The following is a 16,909-nucleotide window of genomic DNA, read 5'->3' as shown; positions in this document are numbered from 1 at the left end:
ACTCAGCAGGGGGCGGGTTACCCATATCGGGGATCGAGTGCCGATGACAGAGGCCGCATCAGGGCTGCAAACTAACGCCTAATGCCATCTCGGGGCTTCGCCCTTCGGCTGGTGCTGGTCTCTGAAATCCGGGCAGGGTATCGTCTGTTGCTTGGTTTCTGTATAGGCCTTGGCGACGAAGGGTGATGTCATGGCTCGGAGCAATGTGCTGTAGTTGGGTTGGAAGCTGATTTCTGAGCCGATCTTTACTTCATGTTTGCTGGTGTTCAGCATGAGGTGATCGCTACTGGCGGCCAGTATGTCGATGTCCGGAGGGGGCGTGAGGCCCTGTGGGTCAACATCCTGGTGGCCAATCGCTACAATCGATTGGGTGATTGTGCCGATGTCCTGGAAAGTGGCGCTGCTGCCAAAGGTGGTTTGTGCGATTGTTCCCCAGGGCTGAGAGGGCTTTTTCTTGGACTCGATGACTTCTGCGACCAGAGCGATGGCATCGGTGTAGAGGCCGGGGATAGGTTGTCGTTGGAGCGGGTCAAGTCCGAGTAAGATTGCCTCGCCCAGCCGTATGTTGTTGATGCGGCCGATGCTTGCTCCTGATAATGCCCATTGGAGATTGCTAGAGTTGCCGCCTGAGACCATGCGCATGGCTGAACCGCATTCTGTTTCGATCACGTCGGCCAACCGTGATAGCACGCCCATGTTTCTGCTGTCGGGCGATACTCCGCTTCGGCAGGCGAGATTCGTACTGATCCCGTTGAGGTCGATGTTCGGGAAACGCAGTGTCTGGCGCACGGTTTCGACCAACTCTGCCGGCATGATACCGTCTCTGAGGTCTCCCAGCTCCACCATCAGCAGGACACCGTGTCTTCGGTTGGCCTTTCGGGCTGCGGTCGAAAGTGCGCTGATCACATCGAGTTCGGAATTGAAACTCATAGTTGCGTGCCTGACGACTCGCTCGACCTGGCTGAGCATGGGCGACCGCATCAGAACCGCCGGCGTGGCTATGCCGCTGAGGCGCAGTGTCTCGATATTTTCAATACGAGAGTCGCCCAGGGTTTTAACGCCAGCGGAGAGTAATGCTCTGGCGAACCGAGGCTCCCCCATGCAAGCCTTGGTAACCCCAGTGACGGAGATGCCACGATGTCCAAGTCGTGAAACCAAGGCTGACGCATTGTACTGGATTTTGTCGAGATCAATTTCCAGCCTTGGCGACGTCACTTGGTCGCCGCAACTTGCGTTCTTGCAAGCTCAGGAAAGGACGCAAGGACCATGTCCACGAGATGGTCTGTGGGGCGGGTCAGGGCGTCGCTCACCGGAATGCCGAGCTCGGCTTCATAGGCGGTTATGGCGGCGGTTACTTCCATGTCCAGCATGTGTTCATGGTTGATCGTCAGACCAATGACCTTTGTGTCGGAAAATGCTTCGATCAAATCGATTTCGGACCGCGGTGTCGGCATCGCCATTTCTTCAAAGTCGCAGCGATGTGACCGGCGCGGCGCATGCTGTAAAATGACCCCGTCAGGCACGCTGCCTCTCAGGATGAATGCCGATGTGCAGAAAGCAGGATGGCTCAACGCGCCTTGTCCTTCGATGACAATGACGTCCGGGCTTTCCCCTTCAAAAGCCTCGATGATGGTTGCTTCCAGTTCGCCGCAGCAGAACTGAGACGGCACGGCATCAAGTGCTACACCGTATAGCGATCCCTGGATTTTTCCGGTTTGCCCGGTGGTGACCAAAACGGCTTTGATGCCCTGTTCGTTCAGAGCCGTGGTCAAAATGTTTGCCGTGGTCCGTTTGCCAATGGCGCAGTCTGTCCCCAGCACCGCAATGCGGCGGCAGGTGATATCTTTGATCCGACCGGTGAACAGGCGCAGGTCGTTCTTGGGGCGTGGCTTGCGAATATCCAGGATCTTGACGTCCGCGGCTTCGGATGCTGCGACAAACTCCGGGTCGTCATTGAGGAATTCATGCAGGCCGTTGACGATGTTCATGCCGCGGCTGATCGCGTCCAGGACGATTGCACGTTCAGCTGTGGACAGGCGTCCTGTTGCTGGCGCCATTCCATAGATGAAGTAGTCCGGCACGCTGCCAGCATGCTCAAGTGCTGCATTGAGATCGTGAAGAATTGGGATTGCGTTGGGCTTGTCGTCGAGAACGCTGCCAGCGTCCAGGCCAGCGTTCTGGCTGTCGATAATCGACAGGATCTTGTATTTTTCTGAATGGCGCACGAGCCCATTGGCTGTCTTGCCGTCTGGCAAACCGAAGTTGGCTTCACAATAGACAATTGCTGTCGTGGCGGGCTTTTCTGGGCGAAGTGCGGTCCTGGACGCCGGATCAACGACCTTCGTGAAGGGGAGGTTGATGACCTTGCTGGAGCCTTCGGACATGATGTTTTGAACTTTCGTCATGACTTCTCCTGAATGAGGGTCTTCAGCCTGAGAGGCTTGCGAAGGACCACTGGCGCCTTGGCGTGTCTGGAGGACACTGCGAAGGGGCTTTTGAAGTAAATTTCGTGAACTTGCGAGTTCGCCGTCAGGCAGTTGGTAACGCGGCCCTAATGACCCGTTGCTCCAAGGTTACTTGCCGGAAGACGCGGTTTTGCATCTGAGCTGAATGCCGTTTCAAACCAGCGGATACAGCTGAACACGCATCTGCAGGCATTCCTGTCAGAGGCGAGATGCTGTGATGTCTTGAAGTATGTTCGAAATTTTCACGAACGCCTTTTTGTTCCCGTCAGTAAAAATATTTGAACTGACGGGAAATTTAGTTCTTAACTAAATTTAGGTGGCGTTATTATTTGAAAATTACATGCTAATTCTCAATTCCACAATGGTGTAAAAATGTGCGAATGTCTATTTTTTAATAAATTATATTTTCGATAAATCGTTTAATTAGTTTTACTTGGTATTTGTAGGTGTTTTTCTCTTGGTTTTGGGGCGAGTTTCCTGAGCGTTTCTGGCTATTCTTGAGAAACCCTGACGCTCTGGTAAATCGTATCTGCCCGTCGATCAGTCTCCATGAAGGCGACGTCACCAGCGTCCCTGCCTGCTCCGATTACCACCAGCCCTGCAGCAGAGCTCATCCGCGTGGCGTCCAGCAGATGCCATGCCCCGTCCAGCCAAACCTGGGCGACCGCATGAAAATCCGGCGGGCTGACTTCGGCAGCGTAAACGGAGGTGTAGCGGGCCGGAATGCTGGCTGCGCGCGCCAGAGCGCAAACCAAATGGGCATAATCGCGACAGACCCCCTGGCGGGTCGCGAAGGTATCAATCGCGGTCGTCTCGGAGTTTGAGCTCCCGGGGACATAAGTAAGTTCCGTGGCCACCCAATCGACCATCGCAGCCACCTTGGCGCCACCGCTGAGATGGCTGAACTGTTGTTCGACAAATTCCGTGAACAGGTCCGACGGGCAGAAGCGCGAGGGACGCAAATACGTCAGGACGTCGCTTGTAAGGGAATGCCAAGGCATTGCTGGAAGGGACTCCAGCACGGAGGTGGAGCGGGTTACATCGACCTTGGCGCGGTAGTGGAGTTTAAGCCGTTCGCTGGTGACGAAGGCCCAGACTCTCTGGCCTACCATGCCTTCTCCGTCGATCCGCTGCAGTACGGCAGTCTCTATTTCCAGTTCGCTCAGATGGATAAATTGCTCGTCTGTCTGGGCGGCTTCCAAGGTCAGCAGAACGGCTTCCCCACCGGAGAGCTGATAGTCCATGGTGACTTCAATATCTATGCGCATGATGTTCCATCTGTTTCGCGCTGCGAAATTGCAACTAGGCGTTCGGCAGTGCTCACGTGAGACATTGGACAGGCGGACGCCCGAAAAGGCCTTTTCCTAAAAAGTGAACGCATTGCATGCTGCTGGCGTTGCACCGTAACACGTTTGGTTCTTATTGGATTTTCGCGATGGGCTGAATTGGCCTGCTCGATTGTCTTGGTCACAGACAGCTCCTGTCACCCCGCCTTCAAGCGCGGAGGCTGCGACAACGGGGAGCTGGTATTGGTTGCGTCTAGGGTATTAAAACCTAGATAGATAATGATCCTCTGACGCCTGACGTGCCATGCGTCATGATCCTGTGGTGTCCCAGAAACCGACCGGTGGTTAAATGACCGTTTCCAGCCAATCGCCCGCTTCTTCCTCTAACGTTACTGGCGGCCCATGTTGTGGAGGTCACGGTAAGGGTAGCTTGCCTGAAGGCGCAGATGCCGCGACCGATCCGGTGTGTGGCATGACGGTCAAACTTGGTATCGGCAAGCCAAGCCTGACCTACAAAGGCGAAGATTATCATTTCTGCAGCTCTGGTTGCCACGACCGGTTTGACGCGGACCCATGGTTCTATCTTTCGGGGAACAGCAAGAGGGTGGTCAAGAAGGCACCGGACAATGCGTTGTTTACCTGCCCGATGGATCCGGAGATCGTGCAGGAAGGGCCCGGCACTTGTCCCATCTGTGGTATGGCGCTGGAGCCGATGAGTGGTGTCTCCGATGAGCCAAATCACGAGTTGATTGATTTTACCCGCCGCTTTTGGGTCAGTGTTGCAGCGGCCGTTCCGTTGCTTCTTCTGACCATGGGGCCGATGATCGGTCTGCCTGTGCGCGAGTGGATGGGCGAGCGAGCGGCCATTATCGCCGAATTCCTGTTGGCGACGCCTGTTGTGTTGTGGGCCGCAGCACCGTTCTTTCAGCGCGGTTGGACGTCGCTGAAAACCCGGCACTTCAATATGTGGACCCTGATCATGCTTGGGGTCGGGGTAGGCTATGCCTATAGCACTGTGGCAACTTTTCTGCCGGGCCTCTTCCCTGAAACGCTGCGTTCGCAGGGCGGGCATGTGCCTGTCTATTTCGAAGCGGCGGTGGTGATCATTGCTCTCGTGTTCGTCGGGCAGGTGCTGGAATTGCGCGCCCGCGAAAAAACCGGTGACGCGCTCAAGGCCTTGATGGACCTTGCGCCGAAGACCGCTCGGCGGGTGACGCCTGAAGGCGACGAATATGACGCTCCGCTGGAAAATATCATCACTGGGGATCATCTGCGGGTCCGGCCGGGAGATCGTGTTCCGGTGGATGGATGTGTGCTGGAAGGGGGATCCTCCGTCGACGAAAGTCTGGTGACGGGAGAGCCGCTGCCCGTCGAAAAGTCACCGGGTGACAAAGTGACTGGCGGTACACTGAACAAGAGCGGCGCTTTCGTCATGGCAGCAGAAAAAGTCGGCGAGGAAACCCTGTTGTCGCAGATCGTCGCCATGGTATCGGCCGCGCAGCGCTCTCGCGCGCCGATCCAGGGGCTGGCAGACAAGGTCGCGGGCTATTTTGTGCCCACTGTCGTCGGTGTCGCAGTCCTGGCATTTTTGATCTGGGTGCTGGTGGGGCCGGAGCCTGCCTTGACCCACGGCATTCTTGCTGCTGTCTCGGTTTTGATCATTGCCTGTCCATGTGCGCTCGGTCTGGCGACACCCATGTCGATCATGACGGCGACGGGGCGTGGGGCAAGGGCAGGCGTTCTGATCAAGGATGCAGCCGCTTTGGAGCGCTTTGCGGCCGTTGATACGCTTGTGGTCGACAAGACGGGAACGCTGACCGAAGGCCGCCCGGAGTTGACGGACGTCGTCACGGTTTCCGGGCAGAATGAAGCGAGAATCCTCGGATTGGCGGCCTCTCTGGAGGCTGCCTCCGAGCATCCGCTGGCCGAGGCCATCGTCAGTGGAGCGAAAGCGCGGGGTGTGGATCTCAGCAAGGTCGAGGATTTTGAAGCGCTGACCGGCAAGGGCGTACGAGGTCGCATCGGAGTACAGTCCGTGGCGCTGGGCAACGCAACCTTGATGCGGGATCTCGGCATTAACGCCAGTGCGCTGGAAGGTGCTGCGGATGATCTGGCGCAGGCCGGCAAGACAGCCATGTATCTGGCTGTCGATGGGCAGCTGGCCGGGGTGGTTGCGGTGCAGGACCGTATCAAGGAGACCGCGGTCGAGGTTATTCGTGAATTGCAAAAGTCCGGTATTCGGATGGTCATGGCGACCGGCGATACGCAGCGGACGGCTCAGGCCGTTGCGGATCAGCTGGGGCTGGATGATGTGCGTGCGGGTGTGCTGCCTGCAGACAAGAAGGCACTGATCGACGAGTTGAAAGGGCAGGGCAGGATTGTTGCCATGGCTGGCGACGGGGTGAACGATGCACCTGCACTGGCTGCTGCTGATGTCGGGCTGGCGATGGGGACCGGAGCGGATGTAGCTGTGGAAAGTGCTGGGCTGACGCTTCTCAAAGGCGATCTGACGGGCCTTTTGAAAGCGCGTCATCTGGCAGAGGCGACGATCCGCAACATTCGTCAGAACCTGTTTCTGGCTTTTGTCTACAACTCTATCGGGGTGCCAATCGCTGCAGGGGTCCTTTATCCGTTCACGGGCTCTCTGCTCTCGCCCATGTTGGCGGCCGGGGCGATGAGCCTGTCTTCGGTCTCGGTCATCTCCAATGCGTTGCGGTTGCGACGGGTGAAGCTCTGAGGCATCGTTGGTCGCGAAATCGGACGTATTTGCTTGAGGGAGAGCATCTGAAATGAAATTTGCGAATTGGATCGCAGGAGCCTGCTGCTGTGCCACTGTTCTGGGTGGCAGTCTTGCGCTGCTGTCTGCACCGGGTTTTGCTCATGGCGGCGCAACAGGTGTCGTCAAGGCACGCATGGACCTGATGGGAGACCTGGGCAAGGCGATGAAGAGCCTTGGCGGCATGGCACGCGGTAAGACAAGCTATAATGCCGAGGAGGCCATGATCGCCGGCGAAAGCCTTAATGCGCATGGCGGGAATGCTTTGACCGATCTGTTCCCGGAAGGCAGTCTTGAAGGACCCAGTGAAGCCCGGGAGGAGATCTGGACCGATTGGGATCGCTTTGCACAGTTCGCCGATCAGCTTCAGGCTGCCGGTAAGGGAATTGCCGCGGCTGCTGCGCTGCAGCCGAATGCAACATCGTTGCCCGATGACGTCAAAGCCGCCTTCGGCCAAGCGGCAAGTTCTTGCTCAGGCTGTCACAAGGCTTTTCGTCTGAACCGCTGAGTGCGCGACAGACCCTGGACCTCACTCAGGTTTCGTCGTGTCGGTTTCGGGGGAGGAGATGCGCTCTTGCTTCGGCTCGACAGGTCCGGTGTATGTGATCAGGAACGTCCAAATCGCATAGCCTCCGATGGCCGCTGTGATCCAGCCCCAGGTGGTGTTTCCCATATAGAACTCGAACGAGGCCCAACCGGCGCAAATAACAACCACGGCAATTCGGCGCCAGAGCGGACGGAAGAAGGGGTGTTCGCTGTCTTTCATGGACGTTCCGGTTCCTGATCGTTGAATTCGCGAGCGCTACTGCTGATCGCAAGGGGCGCGAGCTTGCATTCTGGACCACCAGATTGCAAGGCCCCCCAAAGCTTCACCTAGAAAGCCGCTGCGTCACCTTTATGGCAAAATTTTAGTCACTTGGCTAAGTGCCTAATTTTTATGTTTTGGTCTTGAAACATCAAAGCTTTCCGTCGATTGTCGGGCCCTGTTGCGTTGGTCGGAAACCCTAGCTTCTTCTTGAGTTACTCAATCCATGTCCTTGTCCCTAGATCTTCTCACTGCCAATGACCGCAAGGGGCAGCACGCTGCCTCCTACTATGCGGCAACCGCCACCCGCCAAACTGATCACCCTGCGCTTGCCGGAGACACCGTTTGTGATGTCTGCGTGATTGGTGGGGGCTATACGGGATTGTCCAGCGCGCTGCATCTTGCCGAGCGGGGATATAAGGTGGTGTTGCTCGAGGCAAACCGCATCGGCTGGGGCGCGTCCGGGCGCAATGGCGGTCAGGTCGGGACGGGACAGCGCGTCGATCAGACGGTTCTGGAGAAACGCCACGGCCTGGACCAGGCAAAGGTGTTGTGGCAGCTCGGACTGGACTCCATGGATGTGACCATGGACCTGATCAAGCGTCATGGCATCGCCTGTGATTACACTCCGGGTGTGTTGCATGCGGACCACCGCAAGGATTTCGTTCCCGAGACTCGCGACTATGTTGAGCGCCTGCAGAGCGTCTATGGCTACGACAAGATTCGTTTCATCGACGAAAACGAGATGCATCAGATGGTCGGGAGCCCGGCTTATCACGGTGGATCTCTCGATATGGGCTCAGGCCATGTTCATCCGCTCAATCTTGCGCTGGGTCTGGGGGCTGCAGCAGAGAAAGCCGGGGCAACCCTGCATGAGATGACGCGGGTTGAGGGCTATGAAACCTCTAGCGATGGCGTCATGGTGACGGCTGCAGGCGGGACGGTGAAAGCGAAACATTTGGTCTTGGCCTGCAATGGGTACCTGGGAAAGCTGGACCGTAAGACTGCTGCCCATGTGATGCCGATCAACAATTTTATCGTGGCCAGCGAACCCTTGTCGGAAGACGATGCCAAGGCATTGATCCGGGATAATGTTGCAGTTGCCGACAGCAAGTTCGTGATCAATTATTTCCGCCTGTCTGCGGACAGACGCATGCTTTTCGGTGGTGGAGAAAGCTATGGCTACAAGTTCCCCGATGACATACGCTCCTTCGTGCGCAAGCCGATGTGCGAGATTTATCCGCAGTTGAAGGATGTTCGCCTCGACTATGGTTGGGGCGGAACCCTGGCGATTACCGTGAAGCGTATGCCGTATTTTTCACGCGTCGCACCAAACGTTCTGAGCGCCGGAGGCTACTCCGGGCACGGCGTGGCGATGGCGACGTTTGCCGGCAAGGTCCTGGCTGAAGCCATTGACGGGACGGCGTCGCGCTTCGATGCCTTTGCAGATCTGAAACTGCCGTCCTTCCCAGGCGGTTCAAACCTTCGCCATCCTATCTTGATGTTGGCGATGAGCTGGTTTGCCCTGCGCGACAAGCTTGGGATTTGAATGCATGACGGTCGGTGAACGTGAAGACATTTCCATCGGCAGCTTCTGGGAAGCAAGCGTCGGGCAGATCAAGGAAGATCGTCAGCTGGTTGGCGAGGCGGTGTTTGATGTGGCGGTTATCGGTGCAGGTATCACCGGGCTGAGCGCTGCCCTGAAGCTGGCAGAAGCCGGAGCATCCGTTTGCGTGCTTGAAGCGCGTCGCGTTGGCTGGGGTGCGTCAGGTCGCAATGGCGGCTTTTGCTGTTTCGGCGGCACCAAACTCTCCGAACAAGAGATGGTGCGTAAATTCGGCGAGGACGAAGCGAAACGTTTCGTCGCCTATCAGCTGGAAGCCATCGAGACTGTATCAGACCGGCTCAACCGGTTTGGCATGGATGTCGACCGCCACTCATCCGGAGAGATGATCTTGGCGCACCGGCCTCGGGACGCTGCCGGGTTTCAGGATGATGCGGACTATCTCAACAAGACCTTTGGGCTTGGGGTGCGGGTTCTCGGCGTCGATGAGCTGAACGAGGAGGGGATCTGCGGTCCGGAATTCCATGGCGGGATGCATATGCCGCATGGGTTTGCCTTGAATCCAATGAAATACGTTCAGGCTCTGGCGCAGGCCGTGCGCGATGCGGGGGGGCGGATCTATTCTCACACGGAGGTTCTGGGGCTGGCGGAAGAGCGCGACGAGTGGCGGGTGTCTACGCGCTTCGGCGGGGTGCGCGCCACACGGGTGGTGCTGGCCGGCAACGGCTATTCGCGCGAACAGGTGCCGGAGTGGCTGGGCGGACGGCTGATGCCGGTCATGTCTTCGGTGATGGTGACCCGGCCTATGAGTGATGATGAACTGGCAGCCCAGGGCTGGACCAGTGACATGATGTCTGCCGATAGCCGAATCCTGCTGCATTACTTCCGTCTGATGCCTGACAACCGGTTTCTCTTCGGTACACGTGGGGGCATCTTCGAGACGCCGGAAGCGATGAAGACGATGCAAAAGCGTGGACGGGCTGATTTCGAGAGGATGTTCCCGTCCTGGGCGGATGTGGAGACGGAGCATGCCTGGCATGGGCATGTCTGTCTGGCCAAGGATCTCACAGCCTACGTTGGGCCGATCCCGGAGATGGCTGGCGTCTTTGGCGCGATGGCCTATCACGGTAGCGGCGTGGCTATGGCCTCGCTCTCCGGCGAAAAAGTAGCTGACATGATCCTTGGCAAGATCCGCGCCGACGATTTGCCGGGTGTGATCAGCAAGCCGTTTTCCAAGTTCCCGTTCCCAGCTCTGCGTCAGCTCTACCTGCAAGGGGCTTACTGGTACTACGGTTGGAAAGACCGCTAGCAGCTGACCTACTCGGCAGCCTGAACTGACGTCAGAACGGTCACTGTCAGCTTGGTGCGCAGGTCGAACCCCAGACGCTTGTACAACTTGATGGCGCCGTCGTTGTCGGCCCAGGCATGCAGGAAAGGCCTGTCACCGTGTGCCAGGATCTGCGCTGCGACATAGTCGGACAGGGCGGCTGCCAGTCCCTGTCCGCGAAAATCTGGATGAGTGCAAACGCCGCTGACTTCCACGTACCCCGGCAAGGCCAAGCGTTGGCCCGCCATTGCGGCCAGACGCCCATCAATTCGCACACCCCAGAATTGCCCCATCTCCGGCGTGCGCGCACGGAATGGGCCAGGCTTTGTCAGCGCGGCCAATGCGGTCATCTCAGCCCGATCATCTAGGCCGAGTGCGGCGATGTCGGTGCGCGGACTCACACCCACTGCGGGGCGGGACTTGAGCATCTGGACGCCTTGGGCTTGCAAGGATATATGGCAGCATTCCGGGATCAGGCAGGTTGGTACTTGCATCAGGAAGATTTGATCATCTGGATCCTTGGGGTCGAGCAGATCGCCGAGCGCTGCATAGCTTTCCGGCGCATCGTCCGAAGTCGCGGCAAATGGTGAGACTTCAGCGAGAAAGCGTTTTGCCGCCGTACCGCCGGTGGAAAGGCCAAATTGTCGACTTTCCAGGGCGCTCCAGACGGGACGGTCGAGAACATGAGGCATTTTCAAGGGTCCTGGCGCCAACAGACGGCATTTTCTGGACTGCTAAGAGAGCAGGCCACGCTTTGCGAGATTGGTAAACAATGCGGCAGTGCCGAATGTCCAGGGTGCAATCGCATTTGTGTGGTCGACCCAGTTAACCAAGGTGCCAAGCGCTGGCGATGAGATGTTGACCTGATCGCCGATCTCGTGGGTGAAGCCCTGGCCGGGAGCGCGCCGATCCTTTACCGGCGCAAACATCGTGCCGAGGAAGAGCATTGCCCCGTCCGGATACTGGTGATGAATGTTCAGGGTTTGCGAGGCCAGATCTGCCGGGCTGCGGCTGATCGCCGACATCTGCGACACGCCTTCCATTTCGAAGCCGTCGCTCTCACCGGTGACCTTCAGAGAGACTTCGATCTTGCCAACATCTTCCAGTGTGAAGTTGGCATCGAACAGACGGATGAAGGGACCGATGGCGCAAGACGCATTATTGTCCTTCGCCTTGCCAAGAAGCAGAGCCGAACGTCCTTCGACGTCGCGCAGGTTGACGTCGTTGCCCAAGGTCGCACCGACGATGGTGCTGTCTGAGCGAATGGCCAGAACCACTTCCGGCTCCGGGTTGTTCCAGTCGGAGATCGGGTGGATGCCGACTTCTGCTCCACAGCCAACCGAAGACATCGGGAGCGCTTTGGTGAAAACTTCCGCATCTGGGCCGATGCCGACTTCCAGGTATTGTGACCAGAGGTCCAGATCTTGAAGCAGGCGCTTCACTTCGGCTGCCTGTTCCGAGCCAGCCTGAACCCCCTTCAGGTTTTCCCCGATGATGGGCTTCAGTTTGCCACGGATTTCCTCGGCGCGTGCCGGGTCTCCCTTGGCCTGTTCCTCGATCACCCGTTCCACCATGCTATCAGCGAAGGTTACGCCAGCAGCTTTCACGGCCTGCAGGTCGCAGGGAGCCAGCAGACTGCCAGCTTTGCCAGAGATGAAATCGTCCAGTGTGCCGATGACCGGGAACCGGTTCATGTCTGTGAGTGTCACTGCCAGGTCTGGCAGCTCCAGTAACTGCGAGGTCGTCAGGGCAAGACCGCTGAGATCCCGCAGGGAAAGGCCGTCAACCAGAACCGGCGAGGGGCCGTCCACATCCTTGCGCCAGACGCGACCAATCAGAAGGGCATTCTCATCCAACGGCAGTATATCGGAGGCGGTAAGGGGGGCGCCGGTGTGGTTGGTCATGGTGTTTCTTCCCGTAATTTTTTGTCGGCCCGACATGAGTCTCCGGAAATCTACGGATGTGTCTTGGCTGCCGCAAGGGCTGGTTGGTGCGAACTGTGTCTGAAGGTAAAGGAAATGTCTTGAAACAGACTTTAGCGAGAGGTCGCAAAACCTTCCAGCAGGGAGGGAATGTCGTCCTGTCCAGGGAAACCCTCGAAACTACGTTCGACAGGCAGCTGCACCCAGCCAAGTTTTTCCGAGGTCATTGTTTCCATATATGGCTTGGTCCACTCGGGAGTTTCCAGCAACGTCGAGCGAACATTGATGATTTCCGGCATGGCGCTGATGCGGGTGAACATCCATGTCATGCAGTCCGGACAGAAGAAATGCGCGTTTTCGTCGCTCTTCATGCCGCCCTTGACCGGCGTGCCTTGTGTGACCTGAAAGGCCGGTGCGGGGAAGATTGCAGTCAGGGAATAGGCGCTCGACGCCATCTTTTGACAGCCCTTGCAGTGACAGGCCGACGTCACCATTGGCGGGGCGGAAACCTCAAAAGTGGTCGCGCCGCAACGACAAGCGCCCTTCATTGAAATGCTTTGATCAGTCATTGCCTTGTCCTTCCTCGGTTTCCTCTGCTTCTATGGCTAGCCTATCAGGTCCGGCGCGTCATCCTGCTGGCGAAGAGAATGTGTTTCAGTTGGCTGTCTAACCTGCGCCTGGAAGCCGGTGGCGGGCACAAGCGCCATCGGGATTGGCAGTGACACGCTCTGTTTCGAAGATGTGCAAAAGGTTGGCGCCGGGGTGGGTCTGATGAAACAGGTCCGGTGGCTGAAGAGTCATTTTGGATGCCGATGCAAATATTGTCGGCTGCCATTGCCCCGGCATCCAAACTCGCCTAAAACTCCGGCCAGAAATCCTAAGAATCCCGACAGTTTCAAACGACGGAGACGCGGAGCCCCATGGCGCGCCAATTCATCTATCACATGCACGGACTGTCCAAGTCCTACACCGGGGGCAAGAAGGTCCTCGATAACGTTCATCTGTCGTTCTATCCGGACGCCAAGATCGGTATTCTGGGCCCGAACGGCGCCGGTAAATCGACCCTGCTCAAGATCATGGCCGGTCTCGACACGGACTTCCAGGGTGAAGCTTGGGCTGCCGAAGGTGCCCGCGTGGGCTACCTGCCGCAGGAGCCGAAGCTGGACGAGAGCAAGACGGTTCTCGAAAACTGCATGGAGGGCGTTGCCCACAAGCAGGCCATCGTCGATCGCTACAATGAACTGATGATGAACTATTCTGATGAGACCGCCGATGAAGGCGCGAAGCTTCAGGATATCATCGACAGCGAAGACCTGTGGAACCTCGACAGCAAGGTTGAGATGGCGATGGAAGCTCTGCGCTGCCCGCCGTCCGATTCAGGCGTCGCCAACCTCTCTGGTGGTGAACGCCGCCGTGTCGCGCTGTGTCAGCTGCTGCTGTCCGAGCCGGACCTTCTGTTGCTCGATGAGCCGACCAACCACCTGGACGCTGAAACCGTGCATTGGCTGGAGCGCCACCTGCGCGAGTTCAAGGGCTCCGTACTGATCATCACCCATGATCGCTACTTCCTTGACAACGTCACCGGCTGGATCCTCGAACTCGACCGTGGGTCGGGTATTCCTTACGAGGGCAACTACTCCGCCTATCTGGAGAAGAAGTCCAAGCGCATGATCCAGGAAGGCCGCGAAGACATGGCCCGGAACCGGGCTATCGCCCGCGAGCGCGAGTGGATGGGCATGTCGCCGAAAGGCCGTCAGACCAAGTCCAAGGCACGTATCAAGGCGTTTGATGATCTTCTGTCGGCTCAGGAAGAGCGGGTACCGTCCATCGAACAGATTCTGATCCCGGTCGGCGAGCGTCTTGGCGCCAACGTCATCGAGGTAAAAGGTGTTTCCAAGGGCTTCGAAGACCGCCTGCTGATCGACGACTTGTCATTCAAGCTGCCACGTGGTGGCATTGTTGGCGTGATTGGCCCGAACGGTGCCGGTAAGTCGACCCTGTTCAAGATGCTGACTGGCCGGGAAAAGCCGGATTCAGGCGAGGTCATCGTCGGTGAGAGTGTGCGTCTGGGCTATGTTGACCAGTCGCGCGATGCTCTCAACCCAGACAACAACGTCTGGGAGGAAATTTCCGGTGGCGCAGAGGTGATCTACCTCGACGACAAGGAAATCAACTCCCGGGCCTATTGCTCATCCTTCAACTTCAAGGGCCCAGCCCAGCAGGCGAAGGTGGGCGATCTCTCCGGTGGTCAACGTAACCGTGTGCATCTGGCCAAGGTTCTCAAACAGGGCGCAAACGTGCTGTTGCTCGATGAGCCGACAAACGATCTGGATACGGAAACCCTGGCGGCTCTCGAAGACGCCTTGGAAAACTACGCCGGTTGCGCCGTGGTCATCTCGCATGACCGTATGTTCCTCGATCGCCTCGCCACACACATGCTCGCTTTTGAAGGCGACAGCCATGTTGAATGGTTCGAGGGCAACTTCGAAGACTACGAGAAGGACAAGGTCCGTCGCCTCGGTGCCCATGCCGCCGATCCGCGTCGCATCAAGTACAAGCCGCTGACACGGTAATGGCTTGAAAGTTGAGCGATTTGAAAACCCCGGAGCAGCGCTTCGGGGTTTTTGTTTTTGATCAGTTGAGTTTTTGGAAATTGACCAGGACATTCCTCCGGAGCACTCTGTGGGCCTCAAGAGGGAGACATTTTATGGCCAAACGGTTTGAGACCCTGTCGGACGGCTTGCGTGACTGGATCGAACGGCAGCATATCTTTTTCACGGCTACGGCGGCGCCTTCCGGACGCGTGAATATTTCGCCACGACCAACAACTTCATTTCGCGTACTCGGTCCCAATCAGGCGGCCTATCTGGATCGCACCGGCAGCGGCAACGAAACGGCCGCTCACATTCGCCAGCTCAATCGGATAACGATCATGTTTTGCGCTGTTGAAGGTCCGCCGTCGATCCTTCGACTGTTCGGGACGGCGGAGGTTCTGTCGAGGGGCAGTGCCGCTTATGAGGATCTGTTGGCATCGGCCTATGGCGGCGAAGAGCCCTCGGGCGCCCGACAGATTGTCCGGATTGATTTTGATCTGGTGCAGACGTCCTGTGGCTATGGCGTGCCGCTTTTTGACTACCAGAACGAGCGCGCGTCCCTTGAGAACTGGTCAAACGCGAAGTCGGCGGAGGAACTTGAAGCCTACCAAAGACTCAATAACCAGACCAGTCTCGATGGATTTCCGAGCGGTATGTTTGAAGACAGCTAAAGCCAGCCCGCGTCATAAACGCGGGCTCTCAAGCTCGACCAGAGAACCGAACAGAGCTCAGGATGAACTCCAGGCGCCCAGAGTTACTGTAACCGTTCCGCTTGAAATGTTGCCAATCGTCTTGGACGGTACATTGGGGCCTGAGTAGGGGCCGATGGGGTTCTCATCCATGCTGAAACCGTAGGCTGCCCCACCATAAAAGATCGGTTGTTGTCCGGACAGGCGCGAGTCGTTGCCCTGTGCATCGCTGCAATGCAGGAACTTGGCGTAGACATGGGTTGGCGCTCCGGCCGGATACCAGCTTGAGGCATCGTTCCAGGCGGTGGTGCTGAAGCCGCTGTCGCCCGTCAGGCTGATGTCTGCGACAGCCACTCCGGCCAGGGCAACACCGCGGCAGATCGCTTCCCAGATGCAATCCTGCAGAAGTCCGGCGTCGCCGCTGCTGCCTGCCGGTGTCAGGTCGCCAAAGGCTTGTTGGAAGACATATTGCGCACTCTGAAGTCCTGGGATCGGGCAATAGAACTGATAGCTGTCGACGCCGTTGCTCAGGCTGAATGCTGTCGTGGTGAAATTTGTCATGGGATTGGTTGCGGGCGCACAGCTTCCTGAATAAATATTCGGGACGGCGGCTGAACCCAGATTGATGCTGAGCATGTTGCCGGCCTTGAAGACGTCAGCCAAGGTGCTGTCCCAGAATGCTTCCAGCGGGTCATCCGTCGTCACGGTATAATTCTGCGACTTGCTTGCCAGCATGTCGTTGGGATCGCAGATGGCAAAATACTGTTTGTCGATCAATGGCGGGGTGTAACTCCCGCCGGACAGGGCCTTGTCATAAAGCAATTCACTGTAACCTGCAGCTTGCGGGTAGGCCTCCGCTTCCTGAGCGACAAATGCCTTGAACGCCTTTGCTATCTGCGCCCTCGAGACGCTTTCTCGAACGCCATAGTCGGTTGATGGGTTCTCCTCGCCTGCTGAAGCTCCAGCCCCTTCCGTGTCGGATGTCGAGAAACGCAGGTTTAGGCCGAAGCCGCTGACGGCGCTCAGGTCGAGTTGGGCATTCATCCCGAATTCAAAGACATCAAATGGACCGGGAGCGGCAACGCCAGGTGTCACAAGCGAGGGATATTGCGTGTAGGCGACGGGTGCTTTGCTGCTGACTGTCAGAGCCGTCGGCTGGTTTGGAGCAATAACAAAAAGCAGTCGATCATTGCCATTGGTTGCAACGTTCAGCGTGAGGTTGGGAAGCGTTGAGACCTTGAGAAACGGTACGGTCGTGGCGAGCGGGGTTTTCACCACGAATGTGCCGTCGGGCTGGAGGACGGCAAAATTGTCCGAAGAGGCGTTGATCCAGCCGGCAACCCAGGCTGAGGCGACGTCGCCGAGGCCGCTATCATCCTTGAGGGAAATGGTGATCGTCATCCGAGAAGCTCCTTGTCCAGCATTACATCCTCGATAGGACGCTTCAGCAGGGTTTGGCGTGATCGGTGATGCGACTGTTC

14 protein-coding genes are annotated in these 16,909 nt (G+C 57.6%); 6 read left to right on the top strand and 8 right to left on the bottom strand.

Annotation, left to right across the window (positions count from 1 at the left end; genetic code table 11):
* Nucleotides 1-78 precede the first annotated feature (78 nt).
* The 3 genes from J0X15_RS00860 to J0X15_RS00850 form a co-directional block, all read right to left on the bottom strand.
* On the bottom strand, nt 79-1,215 hold the full coding sequence (locus J0X15_RS00860) for an alanine/ornithine racemase family PLP-dependent enzyme (protein ID WP_206937405.1): 1,137 nt from the start codon (nt 1,213-1,215) through the stop codon (nt 79-81).
* Nucleotides 1,212-2,405, bottom strand: a complete 1,194-nt coding sequence (locus J0X15_RS00855; protein ID WP_209014981.1) for a DUF1611 domain-containing protein — start codon at nt 2,403-2,405, stop codon at nt 1,212-1,214. Before J0X15_RS00855 ends, J0X15_RS00860 begins: the two co-directional genes overlap by 4 nt.
* A gap of 551 nt (nt 2,406-2,956) precedes the next feature.
* On the bottom strand, nt 2,957-3,733 hold the full coding sequence (locus J0X15_RS00850; RefSeq protein ID WP_206937403.1) for a transglutaminase-like domain-containing protein: 777 nt from the start codon (nt 3,731-3,733) through the stop codon (nt 2,957-2,959).
* 367 nt (nt 3,734-4,100) lie between these two features.
* On the opposite strand from J0X15_RS00850, the gene J0X15_RS00845 reads away from it, so the two are divergent.
* Both J0X15_RS00845 and J0X15_RS00840 read left to right on the top strand, forming a co-directional pair.
* On the top strand, nt 4,101-6,488 hold the full coding sequence (locus tag J0X15_RS00845; protein WP_206937401.1) for a heavy metal translocating P-type ATPase: 2,388 nt from the start codon (nt 4,101-4,103) through the stop codon (nt 6,486-6,488).
* A gap of 52 nt (nt 6,489-6,540) precedes the next feature.
* Nucleotides 6,541-7,035 carry a c-type cytochrome gene (locus J0X15_RS00840; protein WP_206937399.1) on the top strand — a complete coding sequence of 165 codons (495 nt, stop codon included), beginning with the start codon at nt 6,541-6,543 and terminating at the stop codon, nt 7,033-7,035.
* Between the two features lie 21 nt (nt 7,036-7,056).
* On the opposite strand, the gene J0X15_RS00835 is transcribed toward J0X15_RS00840, so the two are convergent.
* The gene (locus J0X15_RS00835; protein WP_206937397.1) at nt 7,057-7,293 is read right to left on the bottom strand and encodes a hypothetical protein; all 237 of its coding nucleotides are present in this window, start codon (nt 7,291-7,293) and stop codon (nt 7,057-7,059) included.
* 265 nt (nt 7,294-7,558) lie between these two features.
* Here J0X15_RS00835 and J0X15_RS00830 point away from each other — a divergent pair, with 265 nt between their 5' ends.
* Nucleotides 7,559-8,881: an NAD(P)/FAD-dependent oxidoreductase gene (locus J0X15_RS00830; protein WP_206937395.1), complete on the top strand. Its 1,323-nt coding sequence runs from the start codon at nt 7,559-7,561 to the stop codon at nt 8,879-8,881.
* 4 nt (nt 8,882-8,885) lie between these two features.
* The gene (locus J0X15_RS00825; protein ID WP_206937394.1) at nt 8,886-10,205 is read left to right on the top strand and encodes an NAD(P)/FAD-dependent oxidoreductase; all 1,320 of its coding nucleotides are present in this window, start codon (nt 8,886-8,888) and stop codon (nt 10,203-10,205) included.
* Nucleotides 10,206-10,213: 8 nt separating this feature from the next.
* Here J0X15_RS00825 and J0X15_RS00820 read toward each other — a convergent pair whose 3' ends face one another.
* The 3 genes from J0X15_RS00820 to J0X15_RS00810 all read right to left on the bottom strand — a co-directional run bounded on the left by J0X15_RS00820 (nt 10,214) and on the right by J0X15_RS00810 (nt 12,714).
* Nucleotides 10,214-10,915 carry a GNAT family N-acetyltransferase gene (locus J0X15_RS00820; protein ID WP_206937392.1) on the bottom strand — a complete coding sequence of 234 codons (702 nt, stop codon included), beginning with the start codon at nt 10,913-10,915 and terminating at the stop codon, nt 10,214-10,216.
* A 42-nt stretch (nt 10,916-10,957) separates the two neighbouring features.
* The gene (locus J0X15_RS00815) at nt 10,958-12,127 is read right to left on the bottom strand and encodes a fumarylacetoacetate hydrolase family protein (protein ID WP_206937390.1); all 1,170 of its coding nucleotides are present in this window, start codon (nt 12,125-12,127) and stop codon (nt 10,958-10,960) included.
* 131 nt (nt 12,128-12,258) lie between these two features.
* Entirely contained in the window at nt 12,259-12,714 is a 456-nt protein-coding gene (locus J0X15_RS00810) for a GFA family protein (protein WP_209014980.1), read from the bottom strand.
* A gap of 351 nt (nt 12,715-13,065) precedes the next feature.
* Here J0X15_RS00810 and ettA point away from each other — a divergent pair, with 351 nt between their 5' ends.
* Both ettA and J0X15_RS00800 read left to right on the top strand, forming a co-directional pair.
* On the top strand, nt 13,066-14,718 hold the full coding sequence (gene ettA / locus J0X15_RS00805) for an energy-dependent translational throttle protein EttA (RefSeq protein ID WP_206937388.1): 1,653 nt from the start codon (nt 13,066-13,068) through the stop codon (nt 14,716-14,718).
* A 134-nt stretch (nt 14,719-14,852) separates the two neighbouring features.
* Nucleotides 14,853-15,410 (top strand): pyridoxamine 5'-phosphate oxidase family protein, encoded by a 558-nt coding sequence (locus J0X15_RS00800; RefSeq protein WP_206937385.1) that lies wholly within the window; start codon nt 14,853-14,855, stop codon nt 15,408-15,410.
* Between the two features lie 57 nt (nt 15,411-15,467).
* On the opposite strand, the gene J0X15_RS00795 is transcribed toward J0X15_RS00800, so the two are convergent.
* Complete coding sequence (locus J0X15_RS00795; RefSeq protein WP_206937383.1) at nt 15,468-16,829, bottom strand: hypothetical protein; 1,362 nt, start codon at nt 16,827-16,829, stop codon at nt 15,468-15,470.
* Nucleotides 16,830-16,909 lie beyond the last annotated feature (80 nt).

It is taken from the genome of Roseibium limicola (assembly GCF_017313085.1).
Taxonomy (GTDB): Bacteria; Pseudomonadota; Alphaproteobacteria; order Rhizobiales; family Stappiaceae; genus Roseibium; species Roseibium limicola.
Note: the sequence above shows the minus strand (reverse complement) of the source record. Positions and strands in the feature narration are given on the sequence as shown.

Coding starts and splice junctions, on each gene's coding strand:
- J0X15_RS00855 (WP_209014981.1), bottom strand. CDS start 2,405: ATGACGAAAGTTCAAAACATCATGTCCGAAGGCTCCAGCAAGGTCATC.
- J0X15_RS00850 (WP_206937403.1), bottom strand. CDS start 3,733: ATGCGCATAGATATTGAAGTCACCATGGACTATCAGCTCTCCGGTGGG.
- J0X15_RS00845 (WP_206937401.1), top strand. CDS start 4,101: ATGACCGTTTCCAGCCAATCGCCCGCTTCTTCCTCTAACGTTACTGGC.
- J0X15_RS00840 (WP_206937399.1), top strand. CDS start 6,541: ATGAAATTTGCGAATTGGATCGCAGGAGCCTGCTGCTGTGCCACTGTT.
- J0X15_RS00835 (WP_206937397.1), bottom strand. CDS start 7,293: ATGAAAGACAGCGAACACCCCTTCTTCCGTCCGCTCTGGCGCCGAATT.
- J0X15_RS00830 (WP_206937395.1), top strand. CDS start 7,559: ATGTCCTTGTCCCTAGATCTTCTCACTGCCAATGACCGCAAGGGGCAG.
- J0X15_RS00825 (WP_206937394.1), top strand. CDS start 8,886: ATGACGGTCGGTGAACGTGAAGACATTTCCATCGGCAGCTTCTGGGAA.
- J0X15_RS00820 (WP_206937392.1), bottom strand. CDS start 10,915: ATGCCTCATGTTCTCGACCGTCCCGTCTGGAGCGCCCTGGAAAGTCGA.
- J0X15_RS00815 (WP_206937390.1), bottom strand. CDS start 12,127: ATGACCAACCACACCGGCGCCCCCCTTACCGCCTCCGATATACTGCCG.
- J0X15_RS00810 (WP_209014980.1), bottom strand. CDS start 12,714: ATGACTGATCAAAGCATTTCAATGAAGGGCGCTTGTCGTTGCGGCGCG.
- ettA (WP_206937388.1), top strand. CDS start 13,066: ATGGCGCGCCAATTCATCTATCACATGCACGGACTGTCCAAGTCCTAC.
- J0X15_RS00800 (WP_206937385.1), top strand. CDS start 14,853: ATGGCCAAACGGTTTGAGACCCTGTCGGACGGCTTGCGTGACTGGATC.
- J0X15_RS00795 (WP_206937383.1), bottom strand. CDS start 16,829: ATGACGATCACCATTTCCCTCAAGGATGATAGCGGCCTCGGCGACGTC.